General features: G+C 65.6%; 9 protein-coding genes. 5 read left to right on the forward strand and 4 right to left on the reverse strand.

The window, feature by feature from the left end; translation table 11 throughout:
* Nucleotides 1–103: 103 nt before the first annotated feature.
* From ABE493_RS11280 to ABE493_RS11290, 3 genes are read right to left on the reverse strand one after another with little or no spacing between them, the layout of a single operon-like run.
* The gene (locus tag ABE493_RS11280) at nucleotides 104–610 is read right to left on the reverse strand and encodes a 2'-5' RNA ligase family protein (RefSeq protein WP_346499010.1); all 507 of its coding nucleotides are present in this window, start codon (nucleotides 608–610) and stop codon (nucleotides 104–106) included.
* A 26-nt stretch (nucleotides 611–636) separates the two neighbouring features.
* Nucleotides 637–1,362 carry a glutamine amidotransferase gene (locus tag ABE493_RS11285; protein WP_346499011.1) on the reverse strand — a complete coding sequence of 242 codons (726 nt, stop codon included), beginning with the start codon at nucleotides 1,360–1,362 and terminating at the stop codon, nucleotides 637–639.
* Nucleotides 1,359–3,131 carry a GspE/PulE family protein gene (locus tag ABE493_RS11290; RefSeq protein ID WP_346499012.1) on the reverse strand — a complete coding sequence of 591 codons (1,773 nt, stop codon included), beginning with the start codon at nucleotides 3,129–3,131 and terminating at the stop codon, nucleotides 1,359–1,361. The genes ABE493_RS11285 and ABE493_RS11290 overlap by 4 nt, the downstream gene beginning before the upstream one ends.
* A 122-nt stretch (nucleotides 3,132–3,253) precedes the next feature.
* Between ABE493_RS11290 and glyQ the strand changes: the two genes are divergently transcribed.
* From glyQ to ABE493_RS11305, 3 genes are read left to right on the forward strand one after another with little or no spacing between them, the layout of a single operon-like run.
* A complete protein-coding gene (gene glyQ, locus ABE493_RS11295) occupies nucleotides 3,254–4,165 on the forward strand; it encodes a glycine--tRNA ligase subunit alpha (RefSeq protein WP_346499013.1) in 912 nt (303 codons plus the stop codon).
* Complete coding sequence (gene glyS / locus ABE493_RS11300; RefSeq protein ID WP_346499014.1) at nucleotides 4,162–6,234, forward strand: glycine--tRNA ligase subunit beta; 2,073 nt, start codon at nucleotides 4,162–4,164, stop codon at nucleotides 6,232–6,234. Before glyQ ends, glyS begins: the two co-directional genes overlap by 4 nt.
* Nucleotides 6,235–6,237: 3 nt before the next feature.
* Nucleotides 6,238–7,800, forward strand: coding sequence for a tetratricopeptide repeat-containing sulfotransferase family protein (locus ABE493_RS11305; RefSeq protein ID WP_346499015.1), 1,563 nt, complete (start codon nucleotides 6,238–6,240; stop codon nucleotides 7,798–7,800).
* Nucleotides 7,801–7,851: 51 nt separating this feature from the next.
* Here ABE493_RS11305 and ABE493_RS11310 read toward each other — a convergent pair whose 3' ends face one another.
* Nucleotides 7,852–10,626 carry a TonB-dependent receptor gene (locus tag ABE493_RS11310; RefSeq protein ID WP_346499016.1) on the reverse strand — a complete coding sequence of 925 codons (2,775 nt, stop codon included), beginning with the start codon at nucleotides 10,624–10,626 and terminating at the stop codon, nucleotides 7,852–7,854.
* Between the two features lie 549 nt (nucleotides 10,627–11,175).
* Between ABE493_RS11310 and ABE493_RS11315 the strand changes: the two genes are divergently transcribed.
* Nucleotides 11,176–12,975, forward strand: a complete 1,800-nt coding sequence (locus tag ABE493_RS11315; protein ID WP_346499017.1) for an autotransporter assembly complex protein TamA — start codon at nucleotides 11,176–11,178, stop codon at nucleotides 12,973–12,975.
* Between the two features lie 44 nt (nucleotides 12,976–13,019).
* Nucleotides 13,020–16,832, forward strand: coding sequence for a translocation/assembly module TamB domain-containing protein (locus ABE493_RS11320; RefSeq protein ID WP_346499043.1), 3,813 nt, complete (start codon nucleotides 13,020–13,022; stop codon nucleotides 16,830–16,832).
* The last annotated feature ends 465 nt before the right edge of the window (nucleotides 16,833–17,297 follow it).

Here is a 17,297-nt window from a genome sequence, read left to right on the forward strand (position 1 = left end):
GGGTCCTTTGTGTAGACGAGACAGATGCTCGGCAGGGGCTCTACCGGGGAACGCCCCTTGCCGAGCATGGCTCGGCACTGCATGACCGCCGCCCTTGCCGGGTTCAATGCGTCTGACGGCGCTCGGCCCGATGCAGCAACTGCGTGCGGCCGTCCACCACCGCATACAGTGCCAGCCGGCTCAGCTCGAACGCTTCGACCGGTACCGGCTCGGTCAACAGTTGCTGTTGCAGAGGCGGGTCCAGTGCGATGCTGCAGACACTGCAATGCGGGGTAAATTCGAAACGGTGGGGTGCAAACGCAAGACCGCTGCCAGCCAGCCGCTGGTGCAGGGCCACCAGGGGGGCCGGATCAGCCGGCGCCAGCCAGGTCACCGGGCCGCTGGCAAAGCGGCGTAAGCCTGCAAACCGCATACGAATCGGCAGGCAGGCATCGACGATGCCTTGCATGCACTCGAGCACCGGTTCCAACGCCTGCCCCGCCAGCAACGGACCCACGCCAGAGGATCCGGCTACGGTGATTTCAGCCGGAAACCCGGCCAGGCGCGGATCGTATCGACGGCGTATCGCCAGCACCGCGGCGGCGACAGGATCAGGCAGCTCCAGCACCACATAGGTCGGGTGCCTGAACATCTGCCTCAGTGCGCTTCGCGCCGCACATGCCGCACGAAGCGGCGCAGCAGCTGGCGGGCCAGCGGTGCGGCGGTCACTTCGCGGGCGACGCTTCGGGCGCAGCCGCCGTGGCGGGCGATGCAGTCGGCGCGGGCGCGGACGTAGCCACGCATGTGGTGGGTGGCGAATTCGGGGTGGAACTGCAGGCCCCAGGCCTGCTCGCCCCAGCGGAAGGCGTGGCAGTTGTCCTGCACCGAGCGGGCCAGCACGGTGGCGCCTTCGGGCGCACGCAGTACCGTCTGCAGGTGGGTGGCGTGGGCCGGGAAGCTGGCCGGCAGGCCGGCGAACAGCGGGTCGGCTGCGGCCGGGGCTTCCAGTTCCAGGCGGATTGTGCCGGACTCGCGCCCGGCCGGGTTGTAATCCACCTGCCCGCCCAGCGCGTGCGCCAGCAGCTGATGGCCGTAGCAGATGCCCAGCAGCGGCATGCCGGCATGGGCGGCGTCGCGCAGCCAGTCGGCGCTGCGTTCGCTCCAGTCGGCACGGTCGGTGACGAAGGCCGCCGAGCCAGTGACTATCGTGGCGGAGAAGTCGCCGCGGTCGGGCAGCTTCTCGCCGCGCTCGACGTTGACCACCACGGTGTCGGCTTGTTCCAGGCCGGCGGCGACGCGGATCCAGTGCGGAAAGCGGCCATAGCGGCGCAGGGTCGGGAATGGTTGCCCGGTTTCAACGATCAAGAACGGCTGGGGCTTCATTCCGAGGGCGGCAGGACAGACAGGACTTCCTCGATTGTAGTCAGCCCTGCGGCTACCTTTTCAAGACCCGTGCGGCGCAGGGTACGCAGGCCTCCGGCGGCGGCGGCTTTGCTGAATCCGGCCAGATCCATGTCGCGGGTGATCAGTGCGCGCAGCCGCGAACCCAGTGGTAGCAACTCATACAGGCCAATCCGGCCCATGTAACCGGTGCGCCGGCACTCCAGGCAACCGACCGGTGCATATGCCGTGACCACATCTGGTAATGCGTCATGGGCATGACGCAACGGCGCCCAATCGGCATCGCTCAAGGTGTCTGGCACTTTGCAGTGCGGGCAAAGGGTACGCACCAGCCGCTGCGCCAGCACGCCGTTGACGGTGGAGGCGATCAGGTAATGCGGTACGCCCAGGTCGAGCAGGCGGGTGATCGCCGAGGGCGCGTCGTTGGTGTGCAGGGTGGACAGCACCAGATGGCCGGTCAGCGAGGCCTGCACCGCCATCTGCGCGGTCTCCAGGTCGCGGATTTCGCCGATCATGATGATGTCCGGGTCCTGTCGCAGCAGGGTGCGCACGCCGGCGGCGAAATCCAGGTCGATATTGGTCTGCACCTGCATCTGGTTGAATTCGGGCGCGATCATTTCAATCGGGTCTTCCACCGTGCACACGTTCACGTCCGGCGTGGCCAGCCGCTTGAGCGTGGAATACAGGGTGGTGGTCTTGCCCGAACCGGTGGGGCCGGTGACCAGCACGATGCCGTGCGGGCGGGCGACAAGTTCGTTCCAGCCTGCGGCTTCTTCCGGGCTGAAGCCGAGCTGCTCGATGCTTTTGAACGCCGAGTCGGGGTCGAAGATACGCATCACGCACTTCTCGCCAAAGGCGGTGGGCATGGTCGACAGGCGCATTTCCACCTCGCGCCCGCCCGGCGAGCGGGTCTTGATGCGGCCATCCTGCGGGCGCCGGCGCTCGGCCAGGTCCATGCGCCCCAGCACCTTGATGCGGCTGACCACGGCGGTCATCACCGACGGCGGCAGCTCGAATACCTTGTGCAGCACGCCATCGATGCGGAAACGCACCCGCCCCATGTCGCGGCGCGGCTCCAGATGGATGTCGCTGGCGCGCTGTTCGTAGGCATATTGCAGCAGCCAGTCGACGATGCTGACCACATGGTGGTCGTCGGCATTGACGTCGCCGGCGCGGCCCAGTTCCACCAGCTGCTCGAAGCTGGGCAGGCCGCTGCCGTTGCTGCCGTCGCGGGCATCGCTGCGGGCGCCGCGCACCGAGCGGGTGACGCCAAAGAACTCCATCGAGTAGCGGTGCAGGTCCAGCGGGTTGACCAACACCATGTCGATGCGGCGCCGGCTCAGGTGCTGCAGATCGGGCACCCAGTCGCGCGCCATCGGCTCGCTGGTGGCCACCAGCACGCGCTCGCTGTCCACCGCCAGCGGCAGGATGCGGTGGCGGCGCGCATAGGCGTGCGAGACCACCGCGGTGGCGCCGGCCACGTCGACGCGGGTTGGGTCGATGCGCAGGTAGCGGCTGTGGGTACGGTTGGCCAGCCACTCGGTCAGGCGCTCCAGGCTGAGCTCGCCGGTGCCCTGGGTGGCGGCCAGTTTCAGGTTGGCCAGCAGCACCAGCGGGTGCACCTCGCTGGCATTGCGCGCACCCTGGGCGGAAAAACGGATCCGCTCCTGGTCATGCGCGGCGACCAGCCCGTCGGCCAGCAAAGCACCGGCGATATTGGAAAACTGCAGTCTTCCCGGGGCGATAGCCACCTGCGGTGATGGTGCCTGAGAGCCCTCTACGGCCGCGTTTTCCACCCCAAACCCCTTGCTGGCGCGGCCATCGCGCGGTCGGTCGCTATACTAACGCACCCCTTACGTACGGCTCAGGCAGCATGTCCGCGACTCCCCCCGTTTCGATAACTTTCCAGGGACTGATCCAGACCCTCAACGATTTCTGGGCGAAACAGGGCTGTGTCTTGATCCAGCCGCTGGACCTGGAAGTGGGTGCCGGTACCTTCCACCCGGCCACTTTCCTGCGCTCGATTGGCCCGGAAAGCTGGAATGCCGCCTACGTGCAGCCTTCGCGCCGTCCCACCGATGGCCGCTACGGCGAAAACCCCAACCGTCTGCAGCGCTACTACCAGTACCAGGTGGCGATGAAGCCGAGCCCGGACAACATCCAGCAGCTCTACCTGGACTCGCTCAAGGCGCTGGGCATCGACCCGCTGGTGCACGACCTGCGCTTCGTCGAGGACAACTGGGAATCGCCGACCCTGGGTGCCTGGGGCCTGGGCTGGGAAATCTGGCTCAATGGTATGGAAGTCACCCAGTTCACCTATTTCCAGCAGGCCGGTGGCCTGGAATGCCGGCCCGTGCTGGGCGAAATCACCTATGGCCTGGAGCGGCTCTGCATGTACCTGCAGAACTGCGACAACGTCTACGACCTGATCTGGACCTACGGCCCGGACGGCACCCCGGTCACCTACGGCGATGTCTACCTGCAGAACGAGGTGGAGCAGAGCACCTACAACTTCGAGTACGCCGACGTGGAAGAAATGTTCCATCGCTTCGACGCCTGCGAGAAGGAAGCGCAGAAGCTGGTGGAAGCCGGCCTGCCGCTCCCGGCCTATGAACAGGTCTGCAAGGCCTCGCATTCGTTCAACCTGCTCGACGCGCGCCGCGCCATCTCGGTGACCGAGCGCCAGCGTTACATCCTGCGCGTGCGCACCTTGTCGCAGGCGGTGGCCAAGCTGTACGAGGCCAAGCGCCTCGAAGCGGTCGCCGCCAAGGAGGTGCAGGCATGAGCATGCAACCGCTGCTGATTGAACTGGGCGTGGAAGAGCTGCCGGTCAAGGCGTTGCCGGGCCTGGCGCAGGCCTTCTTTGATGGCGTGATCGATGGCCTGGCCAAGCGTGGGGTGGCCTTCGAACGTGGCGATGCCAAGCCGCTGTCGACCCCGCGTCGCCTCGCCGTGCTGTTGCCGGGCGTGGAAACCGAACAGCCCGAGCAGCACTCGGAAGTGTTCGGCCCGTATCTGAACATCGCGCTGGACGCCAATGGCGCGCCGACCAAGGCGCTGCAGGGTTTTGCGGCTAAAGCCGGCATCGATTGGACCGCGTTGGAACGCACCACCGACGCCAAGGGCGAGCGCTTCGTGCTGCGTTCGGTAACGCCGGGCGCGCAGACCGCCAGCCTGCTGCCGGACATCCTGCGCGAGGCCATCGCCGCCATGCCCATCCCCAAGCCGATGCGCTGGGGCAACCACGAATACGCCTTCGCCCGCCCGGTGCATTGGCTGGTGCTGCTGCACGGCAACGACATCGTGCCGGCCGAGCTGCTGGGCCTGACGTCCGACCGCTTCAGCCGTGGCCACCGTTTCATGGCCGACAAGCAGGTGTGGCTGAGCACGCCGAACGACTACGTTGAATCGCTGAAGGCTGCCAATGTACTGGTCGATGCCGACGCACGCCGCGAGCGCATCATGGTCGAGGTCAATGCCGCAGCCGCACAGGCGGGTGGCGTGGCACGCATCACCGACGACAACCTGGAGCAGGTGGTCAATCTGGTCGAATGGCCGGCGGCGGTGCTGTGCAGTTTCGAACGCGAATTCCTGGCCGTGCCGCAGGAAGCGCTGATCGAGACGATGGAGATCAACCAGAAGTTCTTCCCGGTGCTCGATGCCGGCGGCAAGCTGACCGAGAAGTTCATCGGCATCGCCAACATCGAATCCAAGGACGTGGCCGAAGTTTCCAAGGGCTACGAGCGGGTCATCCGTCCGCGCTTCTCCGATGCCAAGTTCTTCTTCGACGAAGACCTCAAGCAGGGTCTGGTGGCGATGGGCGAAGGCCTGAAAACCGTCACTTACCAGGCCAAGCTGGGCAGCGTGGCCGACAAGGTGCAGCGCGTCAGCGCGCTGGCGCAGGTGATTGCGCCGCAGGTCGGTGCCGACCCGGTACAGGCCAAGCGTGCCGCCGAGCTGGCCAAGAACGACCTGCAGTCGCGCATGGTCAACGAGTTCCCGGAACTGCAGGGCATTGCCGGTCGTCATTACGCCGTTGCCGGTGGCGAATCGCCGTCGGTGGCGCTGGCCATCGACGAGAGCTACCAGCCGCGCTTCGCCGCCGATGACATCGCGCTGTCGCCGTTGGGCAAGGTGCTGGCCATCGCCGAGCGTCTGGACACGCTGGCTGGCGGCTTTGCCGCAGGCTTGAAGCCGACCGGCAACAAGGACCCGTTCGCGCTGCGCCGCAATGCGCTGGGTCTGGCCCGCAGCATCATCGAGTCGGGTTTTGATCTGGATTTGCCGGCGCTGCTGGCCACGGCCAACGCCGGCCTGGCCGAGCGCAAGGTGCAGGCCGATGCCGGCGAGTTGCATGACTTCATCGTCGACCGCCTGAAGGGCTATTACGCCGACAAGGGCGTGCCGGCCACCCACTTCAACGCCGTCGCCGAGTTGAAGCCGGCCTCGCTGTACGACTTCGACCGCCGCATCGATGCCATCGGCACCTTTGCCCAGCTGCCGGAAGCCGAGGCACTGGCCGCAGCCAACAAGCGCATCCGCAACATCCTGCGCAAGGCCGATGGTGAGATCCCGGGCATGATCGATCCGGCCCTGCTGCGTGAACCGGCCGAGAGCGAACTGGCCGAAGCCGTGGCCGCCGCCATCGACGACACCGGCACCGCACTTGCGCACAAGGACTACGTGGCCGTGCTCGGCCGCCTGGCCCGCCTGCGCCCGCAGGTGGATGCGTTCTTCGATGCGGTGATGGTCAACGCTGAAGACCCGGCACTGCGTGGCAACCGCCTGGCGCTGCTGCGCACCCTCGGCGACCGCCTCGGCAGCGTGGCGGCGATCGAGCACCTGTCCAACTGACGCATGGACACCGGCGCCTCCTGGCAGTCCGCACAGGCCGCGCTGGCCCGGCGTGACATGCCGGAGGCGCGCCGGCATCTGCTGGCGGTGCTGGCGCAGCAACCCGCGCATGCCTATGCGCGGGTGATGCTGGCCGGCACGGTATTGGCGCAGGGCCGGCTGCGTGAGGCCGTGCAGCAGCTGCAGCAGGCCGCCGCCATCGACTACCGCGACCCTGCATTGCTGTTGCGCGTGGCGCAGGCCCTGTTGCGCGTAGGCGACAGCGAGAGCGTGGCGCGCCTGATGCGCAACGCCTGCGTGACGCAATGCAATGACAGCCCAACCCTGGCGGCATTGGCGCATGTGCTGCAGTCCTTGGGGCTGCACGCCGATGCCCTGCGGCTGATGCAGCGTGCCGCCGCACTTGGCTTCGACAATCCCGATTTCCATTATTTCCTCGGCGTGCAGCTGCAGTTCAACGGTGAACTGGACGCGGCCGAGCAGGCGCTGGCGCGCTGCCTGCAGCTGCAGCCCGCGCATGGCCGCGCCGCATTGACGCGCGCACGACTGCGCCGCTGGCATGCAGACGACAACCACGTTGATGGCCTGCGCAGGCAACTGCAGGTGGTCGCAGCCGATAGCGAAGATGCAGCTGCGATGTGGTTCGCGCTGTACAAGGAGCTGGAGGACCTGGGCGATTTCTCCCAGGCCTGGGAGGCGCTGCGGCAAGGCAATGCTTCGATGTGGCGCCGCCTGCGCCATGATCGGCTGGCAGACCGGTCGCAGCACGAGGCGATGGCAAGGCTGGCCGCAGCGGGCACGTTCCACACGGCCGGTGCAATGGATGAAGATGACGGCGCGCAGCCGATCTTCATCATCGGCATGCCGCGCTCGGGCACCACGGTGCTTGAGCGCATGCTCGGCAATCATTCGCAGATTGCCTCTGCCGGCGAACTGGGTGACTTCGCCCAACAGCTGCGCTGGGCTGCCAACCAGGCCGGTCGCGCGCTGCTTGATCCGGCATTGCTGCAGGCGCTGCCAACGCTGGACTACGCTGCGGTAGGCAAGGGTTATCTACGGCAGACGCGTTGGCGCCTGAACGGCCAACGGCGCTTCATCGACAAGCTGCCGCCCAACTACCTGCTGGCCGGCCCGATTGCGCGCGCGCTGCCGCAGGCGGTGATCGTCTACGTCAGGCGCGATCCGATGGCGGTGTGTTTCTCCAACTACCGCGCCATGTTCGGTGACTCCTATGGCTACAGCTATGACTTCGACGCACTGGCTGCGCACCACGCGGCGCATACGCAGCTGATGCAGGCCTGGCAGCAGCATCTGCCCGGGCGTGTATTGGAGATTGATTACGAAGCGATGGTGGCCGACCCCGATGCGGCGCTTGCGCAGGTGCTGGAATGCTGTGGCTTGGCGCCTGAGCAGGGTGGCAGCGACCTGACCCGCAATGCCGCCGCGACCGCAACCTTGAGCAGCGTGCAGGTGCGCGAGCCGGTGCACGCGCGCAACGTCGACGAGTGGCGTCGCTATGCCGAGCAGCTTGCGCCACTGCGCGAACGGCTGCAGGCGGGCGGATGAAACAAGAGCGGCCGTAGCCGCTCCTGTCTCCCTGCCGTTGCTTGATGCGATTTACTGGCTGCGACCGAAACGCCAGTTCATTTCCAGCATGTACGAGCGGCCATAGCCGTTGTAGTTGAAGATGTTGTAGTACGGATAGCTGGTGTAGGTGCGGTCACGCGGCGGTCGCTCGCCGGTGAGGTTGTTGGCGGTGACGCTCAGTGAGACATCATCGGTCACCGCATAGTCCACGGTCAGGTTGAAGGTGGTCCATGCCTTGACCTTGCCGGCATCATCGGCGGCATAGCCCTCGGTGGTGTCCTGCGCGGCGAAGTTGGGCGTGCGCCCGTAGCGGATGCCATACAAGGTGGTGGTCCAACCACCCATCTGCCAGCCAAGCGTGCCGCTGAAGATGTTCTTGAACTCGGAGGAATAGTACGGGTCACGCAGCAGGTCGATCACCGGGTCCTCGGGGTACTGCTGGCTCTCATGATTGAGGGTGACGTTGTAGCGGGCGCCCAGCATGAAGCTGCCCCAGCTGTCGGTGGCCCAGCGATAGTCCAGGTTGGCGGTGATGCCGCTGACGTCTTCCTTGGCGACGTTGATCGGGTTCACCGCCACCGTGTTGATCTGGTCGGGCTGCGGCGCGTTGGGGCCGGCGCGGCCGATGCGTTGCAGGGCATCCACGCAGGTGGGCGAGCTGGCATCAAGCTGGCCTTGCCGGCATGCCGATTCGTTGCGCAGCAGCAGGTCAAGGTCGAGGTCGGCGACCTTGTTGTCGATCTTGATCCGGTAATAATCGGCGCTGACCGTGAAGCTGCTGTTGGGTGACCAGACCACGCCGCCGCCCCAGGACTTGGCGGTGATCGATTTCAGGTCGCCATTGCCGGAGCGCGAGCCGCGTACCTGCTCGTCGTTGAGCGTGCATTGGCTGATCGGCACCCCCGGTTGCTCGGTGGCGCAACGATAATAATCCGGCACGAAGGTATAGAAACCGCTGTCGCCGGCAAACACATAGGCCATGTCCGGCGACTTGAACGCGGTGGCGTAGTTGGCGCGGAACAGCAGCGCGTCAATCGGGCGGAATTCCAGCGCGGCCTTGTAGGTAGCGCGTGAATCGCTGCCGCCACCGTCGTTCTTGTAGTCATCGTAACGCCCGGACAGGCTGGCGGTGAGCTTGCTGAAGATCGGCACGCGCAGTTCCACCGCCGCCGCCCAGTTGTCGCGCTTGCCCTTGCCCTGGGTGCCGCTGAGGCCCCAGAACTGGTCGCTGACCACGCGGGTGTCGGTGGGGTTGCTCCAGGACTGCTGGCCGGCCTGCAGCACGCCGGCAAAGCCGACATCGCCAGCAGGCAGGGTGAACAGCGAGGTGTTGGTGAACTGCAGGTTGACGTTCTGCGTCCAGGTCTTGGATTTGGTGCGGATCTCGCCCTGGAAGCTGCGGTACTGCTCGGGCGTCAGCGCCTGGTAGAAGCCGGCGTCGTTGGGCTCGTAGATCGGGTAGCCGTAGTACTCGCCCAGCTGCGGGCCGAGGAAGTGCTCGCGGAAGAAGTCCTCCATCTTGTCCTTCAACGGCCACCACTGACGGCTGTCGATCTGGTATTCGGAGCGGGCGTAGTAGGCGTTGTAATCCCAGTTCGATTGCCCGACCGCACCCTTGATGCCGATGGCGATGTTGTAGGAATCGGCGGTCTGGCGCTCGTTGTTGAAGTCGACATCGCCGGTTTCCTCCGGCGAGAAGATGCGCTGGTAGCTTTCCAGGTCGCCGGTGAGGCCGTTGAAGATGTAGCCGCTGGTATCCAGCGACGGCTGCCAGAAGCGTGAGCCCGAGTTGCTCTCGTTCTTGGTGCGGTTCATCAGCAAGGTGGCGTAGATATCGGTGCTGTCGTTGAGCGCGTAGTTCAGGTTGGCATAGCCGGCCGCGCTGCGTTCCTTGTTGAGGATGGTCGAGTACCCCGGCTCATAGCGGCTGCCGCAGTAGTTGCCGCGGCCCGGGCGGGTGTCATAGATGGTGGTGCCACCAAACAGGCCGGCCAGCGGTGCGCAGGCCGCAGCACCCGGATCGATATAGGCGCCATTGCTGGCGTTGTGCACAAAGGTGCGGCTGCCATAGCGGGCGTCGGCGTCGGGACTGTCGTTGGTGGAGTCGAAGTCCTTGCGGTTGAAGCCGTAGATCGGGTCCTGGTTGCTCAGCTGCAGGCCGGCGGTCAGGTCCAGCTTGTCCCAGCTGTGGCCGCTGGTCAGCTGGAAGCGCTGGTTGCTGCCGCCGCCGCCGTCATAGCTGCCCATGCGGAAACTCATCTCGGTGCCGTCCAGCCGCTTCTTGAGAATGATGTTGACCACGCCGGCGATCGCGCTGGAACCGTAGACCGAGGATTGGTTGCCCGGGGCGATGTCGATGCGCTCGACCATGGAGGTCGGGATGCTGGCCAGGTCGACGAAGTTGCTCTGGCCGTTGTAGAGCAGGGGGTAGTCGGCCATCGGCCGGCCGTCGATCAGCACCAGGGTGAAGCCGGGGTCCAGGCCAAGCAGGCTGATCGGTTTGGCCGAGGAGGTGAAGCCGCCGGAGAACTGGCTGTCCTGCACCGCACCGGTGGCCAGCGGCTGCGAGCGCAGCACCTCGTAGACGTCCTTGAAGCCCTGCTTCTGGATGTCCTGGGCGGTGATCGAGGTGACGGGGGTGGCAGTCTCGACCTGCACCTGCGGAATCAGCGAGCCGGTGACGGTGATCTTGTCGAGGGTTTCAACGTTTCGTTTGCTTGCATCGTCCTGGGTCTGGGCGAACGCAAAGGGCGTATACGCAGCAAGGGCGGCGCACACAGCCGTGCTCAGGAGTTGTCGTTTCATCGTGGGTACCTGGACTTGGGAAAGTGCCTGGCCCAGTCAACCGGTCGCTTCCTTGCAGGAACGCACCAACCCGGGACATCTTCACCACGTGTTCTAGGAACCGGAGCGGCTGGGTGTTTACGATAATTTAACTGTACCTGTCAACGTGGCGTGACGGTCCAGACAGGTAGCGCGGCGGGAGGGCCGGCTTTTGGGGTTGCGTGATGGCCCCCGGCGCAAACGGGTCAGGTGTCGCCTGGTTGCCTGCCCCTCATGTAGTGCCGAGCCATGCTCGGCAGAGGCGTTATCGGGAGAGCTTCCTGCCGAGCAGGGCTCGGCACTACTGGGCGTTGCTGGGGGGCTTCTTGCCGAGCATGGCTCGGCACTACATGGGCGTTGCTGGGGGAGCTTCTTGCCGAGCATGGCTCGGCACTACATGGGCGTTGCTGGGGGGCTTCCTGCCGAGCATGGCTCGGCACTACTGGGGGAGCTTCTTGCTGAGCGTGGCTTGGCACTACATTGGTGGTGGAATGAGGGCCGTGTGATTTTGCGGGTCATGTTCAGACCGGTATGCTGACGCGCATGCAGCTATCTCGAATCACCCCGCTCCTTCTGTTTCTGGCATTGCTGGCGGCAGCTCCGCTCGCGCATGCCCGCGGCACCATTGAAAAAGTCCAGATCAAGGGTCTGGACAAGGGTGACGACGCTGAAATCATCGAAAACATCGAGGTTTCACTGTCGGTCTATGACGCTATCGGCAAGGTGCAGGGCGAGTCCCGGCTGGAATATCTGCTGTCGCAGGCCGAGCGGCAAACGCGGACCGCGTTGGAGCCGTTCGGTTTCTACAACCCCAAAATCACCGTTGAAGCGCCGCGTACCGGCGATACCCTGCAGGTGCTGATCCAGGTCGACAAGGGTGAGCAGATCAAGGTCCGCACCGAGGAGCTGTTCATCACTGGCCCGGCCTCGCGCGACAAATATCTGCAGGAAGACATCGAGGCCTTCCAGCCCAAGACCGGCGAGGTCTTCGATTCGGTCAACTACGAAGCCAGCAAGATCAAGATCACCCGCCGGCTGGCCGAGCGTGGTTACTTCGATGCCGATTTCACCCAGCGCAAAGTGGAAGTGACGCGCGCCGAGAATGCCGCCGACATCTTCCTCACCTGGGACAGCGGCCGCCGCTACAACATGGGCCCGATTTCCTTTGAGCAGGATTACTTCCGCCCGGACCTGTTCGAGCCGCTGGTGTATTGGGAGCAGGGCAGCTACTGGCATGAAGGCAAGCTCGACCGCCTGCGCGAGTCGTTGACCAAGCTCGATTACTTCAGCGTCATCGACATCCAGCCGCATCCGGAACAGGCCGATGACAACGGCGAGGTGCCGGTCAACGTCAAGCTGACCCGCGCCAAGCGCACCATCTACACCGCCGGTCTGAGCTACGGCAGCGAGAGCGGCCCGGGTGTGCGCGGCGGCGTCGAGCGTCGCTACGTCAACCGCCGCGGGCACAAGCTCACCACCCAGCTGGATTACGCGCAGAAGCGCAAGAGCTTCATCACCAGCTACCGGGTGCCGGGCTTCCGTTGGCTGGATGGTTGGTACACCTATGCGGTCAGCGCCTATGACGAACAGACCGACTACATCGACCTGCGCAACATCAAGCTGATCGCCAGCCGCAGCGGCGAGATCAACGAGTACTGGACCGCCATCGTGTCGATGAACGCCCTGCGCGAACGCTGGCGCTACAGCTCCGGCGATGCGTTCAATGCAGCGGTCTACAACTATTCAACGCTGGTCTACCCGCAGCTCACCGCCGACTATGTCGATGTCGATGACAAGAGCTTCCCGCGCCGTGGCATGAGCGGCAACGCCACCCTGCGCGGTGGCATTGAAGGAGCCGGTTCGGATACCAGCTTCATCCAGGCCGACGCCACCGTGCGCTGGTACATCCCGTTGGGCGAGACGGACCGCCTGATCCTGCGCGGGCAGGCCGGTACCACCTGGACCAGCGATCTGGTGTCGATGCCGCCCAGCCTGCGCTATTTCGCCGGTGGTGACCGTTCCATCCGTGGTTATGCCTACCGCGAAGTCGGGCCACGCACGCCGGCACCGGACAAGTACGCACTCGGTGCCAAGAATCTGGTGATCGGTTCGGCCGAGTACGAGCATTACTTCGGCGGTGGCCCGTGGGGCGGCGCGGTGTTCGTCGATACCGGCAGCGCGTTCGACAACACCATTGATCTGCATACCGGCGTGGGTTTCGGCGTGCGCTGGAAATCGCCGGTGGGCCCGGTCCGCATCGATATCGCACACGGCTTGAACAACCCCGATTCGCAGTTCCAGCTCTACCTCAACATCGGAGCTGACCTGTGAGCCGCCGTCCCGACGACGTGAGCCCGGAAGAACGCGAGGCGCGCATCGCCGAGCTGCGGGCCAAGCGCAAGGCGCGCCTGCGCACGCTGGCGATCCGCAGCGGCGTCACCATCACCGTGCTGGTGTTGCTGGGCCTGTTTGCCCTGTATTGGCTGCTGCAGACGGTGGCCGGGCGCGAGGTATTGCTGGCGCAGGTGGTGGCACGGCTGCCGGCCGGTTCCTCGCTGACCTGGAGCAAGGCCGAAGGCCCGCTGGCCGGGCCACTGATCCTGCATGACCTGGATTTCCGCTACAACGATCTGCATTTCACCGCCGCACAGGCCTACCTGGATCCGGACATCCGCCCGTTGCTGGGCCGCAAGCTGCGCCTGGATGCTTTGCGCATCAGCGATGCCACGCTGGAACTGGGCCCCTCCGAAGACAAGCCGTTCGAGCTGCCGCGCTGGCCGGATGTGCTGCCGGCCATCGAGCTGCCGCTGGCCCTGCAGGCCGACACCATCGTGATCGATGGCCTGCGCATCACCCAGCTGCAGCAGCCGATCATCGACATCACCCGCATCCGTGGCGGGCTGGAAGCGGCCGATGGCGAGTTCAGCGCCAGCCAGCTCAAGGTCAACAGCAACCTGGGCGATTTCCGCATCGACGGCCATTATCTGCCGCGCGAGGACTACGCCACCGACCTCACCGTGCGCGCGCTGATGCCGCCGCGTCCGGGCCAGCCTGCGGCGCGCCTGGGCCTGGTCGCTCGCGGTGACCTGGCGCATATGGAAGTAGCCATTGCAGGTTATGCACCCAAGCCGCTGCACGTCAGCCTGATCCTGGACGGCCGCACCGATCCGGTCTGGAATGTGGCCGCGCGCAGCGAGCAGCTGGACATCGGCCAGGTGGTACCGGCGCAGTTCCTGGCCGAAGCCCCGGCACCGCTGGCGCTGGATTTCACCGCGCGTGGGCGCGGAGGCCAGGCCAAGCTGCAGGGCCGGGTACGCCAGGGCGAGAACGAACTGGTGCTGGCGCCGTCCAATGTCGCCATCGAAAACCAGGTGCTGACCGTTTCACCTTTGGTTGCCGAAGCCTTCGGTGGCAGCGTGCGCCTGCAGGGCACCGCTGATTTCACCGATGCGCAGAATCCCGGCTTCCGCTTTGCGGTGGTGGCCAACCAGCTGACCTACATCCCGGAGCCGGACCCGAGCTCGCCGGACAGCACGCCGGTGCCGCTGCACCTGAAGGAAGCGCGGCTCGGCGTGGCCGGCAACCTCAAGAACTGGGCCGCGGTCGGCAAGGCCGATGTCGCGCGTGAAGCACAGGACGCCAACCTGGATTTCGACGTGCGTGGCAACGACCAGCAGGCCCATATCGAACGGCTCAAGGCGACCACCCCCGGCGGGGCGCTGGAATTGAAGGGCTCGGCAGCATGGGCGCCGAGCTTGGCCTGGGATGTGGAAGCGAGCCTGGCCAAGTTCGACCCGGGCTATTTCGTCCCCGGTTGGGAGGGCAATCTGTCCGGCACGCTCGCTTCCAAGGGCAAGCAGTTGCCGGCAGTGGCTGGCAGCACCGACATGCGCTTTGAAGCCACGTTGGACGTACCGCAGATCAACGGCATGCTGCGCGGCCGCCGTGTCGATGCACGCGCAAAGCTCGCGCTGCAGGGCACCCAGGGCGAAGGCAATGTGCGGCTGGTGATGGGCGACAGCCAGATCGAGGCCAAAGGCAAGGTCGGTGATCGCCTGGATGTGGACGCACGGCTGCAGCCGCTGCATCTGTCCGATCTGCTGCCCGGTGGCAGCGGCAGCCTGGCCGGTACGCTGCAGCTGCGCGGCACCCCCAGCCAGCCCGACATCAGCGCCGATCTGCGTGGCAACGGCCTGCAATGGGACGACTGGAAAGCGCAGCAGATCAGCATCACCGGCCGCCTGCCGTGGCGCGGTGACAGCGGCGCACTGCAGATTCATGGCAGCGCGGTCGAAGTCGGCATGCTGCTGGACCAGGTCAACATCAATGCACGTGGCAGCGTGCAGAACCTGCAGCTCGATGCCGATACCCGCAACGAGCTCGGTGCGGTAGCGCTCAGCGGCAGCGTGCGGCAGCAGGGCCAGGCCTGGCGCGGCGAGCTGGCGTCGCTGCGCATCGCCCCGGTCAAGGGCGCGCCATGGCAGCTGCGGCAGCCGGCCGCCTTCAATGTGCAGGGCAGCAACTTCACCCTGGCCAATGCCTGCCTGGGCGCGGACACCGGCGGTGCCCTGTGCGTTGCCGCCAACTGGCCGCGCGAAGGCCTGCAGCTGCGGGGCGACGCCTTGCCGCTTGCGCTGGTGCAGCCTTGGCTGCCGCCCAACGAAGGCCGCCGCATGTACCTGCGTGGCGAGCTCACCCTGGACGGCAACATCCGCCCGCGCGGCAATGCTTGGGAAGGCGCCTTCAAGGTGGCTTCGGCAGAAGGCGGCATCCGCCTGGGCGACAACGCCCGTGGCGAGCTGGTGCGTTACGACAATTTCTCGTTGAACGTGGACATGCTGCCCAACAGCATCAAGGGTTACCTGGGTGTCGGTTTCAAGGGCGACGGCTTCATCGACGCAAAAGTGCAGACCGGTTGGGAGCCCAATGCGGCGCTGACCGGCGAGTTGTACATGAACATCGCACGGCTGTACTGGCTGGAGTTGTTCTCGCCCGACCTAGTGCGGCCGCAAGGCCTGATCGAAGGCCACGTCAGCCTGCGCGGCACACGTTCGCAACCGACCTTGGGTGGCGAGGCCAAGCTCAGCAACTTCACCGGTGAGCTCCCCGCACTGGGCCTGACGCTGAGCGAAGGCACGGGCATGTTCGTCGCCCAGCCTGACGGGTCGGCGCGCATCAGCGCCTCGACCAAGACCGGTGGCGAAGGCGCATTGCAGGTGGACGGTGGGCTGTCCTGGTTTGGCGACGCGCAACCGCTGCAGCTGCATATCCACGGCGACAAGGTGCTGCTGGCCAACACCAGCGAACTGCGCGTGGTTGCCAACCCGGACCTGAACTTCACCCTGGCCGGCACCGCGATGGAGCTGCGTGGCAGCGTGCATGTGCCTGAGGCCCACCTGGACCTTGAGCGCCTGGATCGCGGCACCTCGTCCTCGGAAGACATCGTCGTGCTGGATCCGGTGGATCCGGAAGAGGGCCCGTCCTCGCCGCTGGACATGGACCTGACCGTCAGCCTCGGTGACAAGGTCAAGATGAGCGGCTTCGGCCTGAAGGGCGCGCTGACCGGGCGGATGCAGGTGCGTGCACGGCCGGGCCGCGAAATGACCGCCAACGGCGGCCTGGAAGTCAGCGGCCGCTACAAGGCTTACGGCCAGGACCTGACCATCACCGACGGCCAGCTGTTGTGGAACTACGGTGTGGTCTCCGACCCGCGCATCAACATCAAGGCCGAACGTGCGATTGGTGATGTCACCGCTGGTATCACCGTCACCGGCCGCGCACAGCAGCCGAAGGTGGACGTGTGGTCGAACCCGGCGATGTCGCAGTCCGAATCGCTGGCCTATCTGGTGCTGGGGCGCAGCCTGAGCATGGCCAGCAGCGACCAGGCACAGCAGGTCAACGCGGCCTCGGCGGCGCTGTCGGCCGGCAGCGGCCTGTTGGCCGCGCAGGTGGGCGCCAAGCTTGGCCTGGATGATGCAGGCGTCAGCCAGTCACGCGCCCTGGGCGGCTCAGTGATCGGCGTGGGCAAGTACATCACGCCCAAGCTCTACATCGGCTACGGCGTTTCGCTGGTCGGCAGTGGCTCGGTGCTGACCCTGAAATACCTGCTGCGTCGCGGCTTCGACATCGAAGTGGAATCGTCCACGGTTGAAAACCGCGGCTCGGTGAACTGGCGCAAGGAGCGTTGAGGCGCGGCACAGCCGCGCTGTGGCTGTTGCGCGGGTTGGGCGAGCTGCAATGTGTGCACCTTGTAGGAGCGGCGTAAGCCGCGAAACCAGCACTCCCTCCGCAGCCTTTGGCGCATAGCACCGGCCGAAGACGCTTCGCCGCGAAGCCACACTTCGGTGGCTTCGCGGCTCACGCCGCTCCCACAGCTCCCACAGCAGGCAGGCGCCGGCAACACGCAAGCTGATAGCAATCCCGTGTGCACCTTGTGGGAGCGGCGTAAGCCGCGAAACCGGGCTTGCGTCCGCAGCCGGTAACGCATTGCAGTGGCCGAAAGCAGGCTCCATCGCAAACTGACGCAGCAGTAGCTTCGCGGCTTACGCCGCTCCCACAACTTCCACAAGAAGCTTGCGCCGGCTGCACGCAAGTTGCTTGCAACCCCATTCTTGTAGGAGCGTCGTAAGCCGCGAAACCGGGCTTGCGTCCGT

This window comes from Stenotrophomonas terrae (genome assembly GCF_039674165.1).
GTDB lineage: Bacteria > Pseudomonadota > Gammaproteobacteria > Xanthomonadales > Xanthomonadaceae > Stenotrophomonas > Stenotrophomonas terrae_A.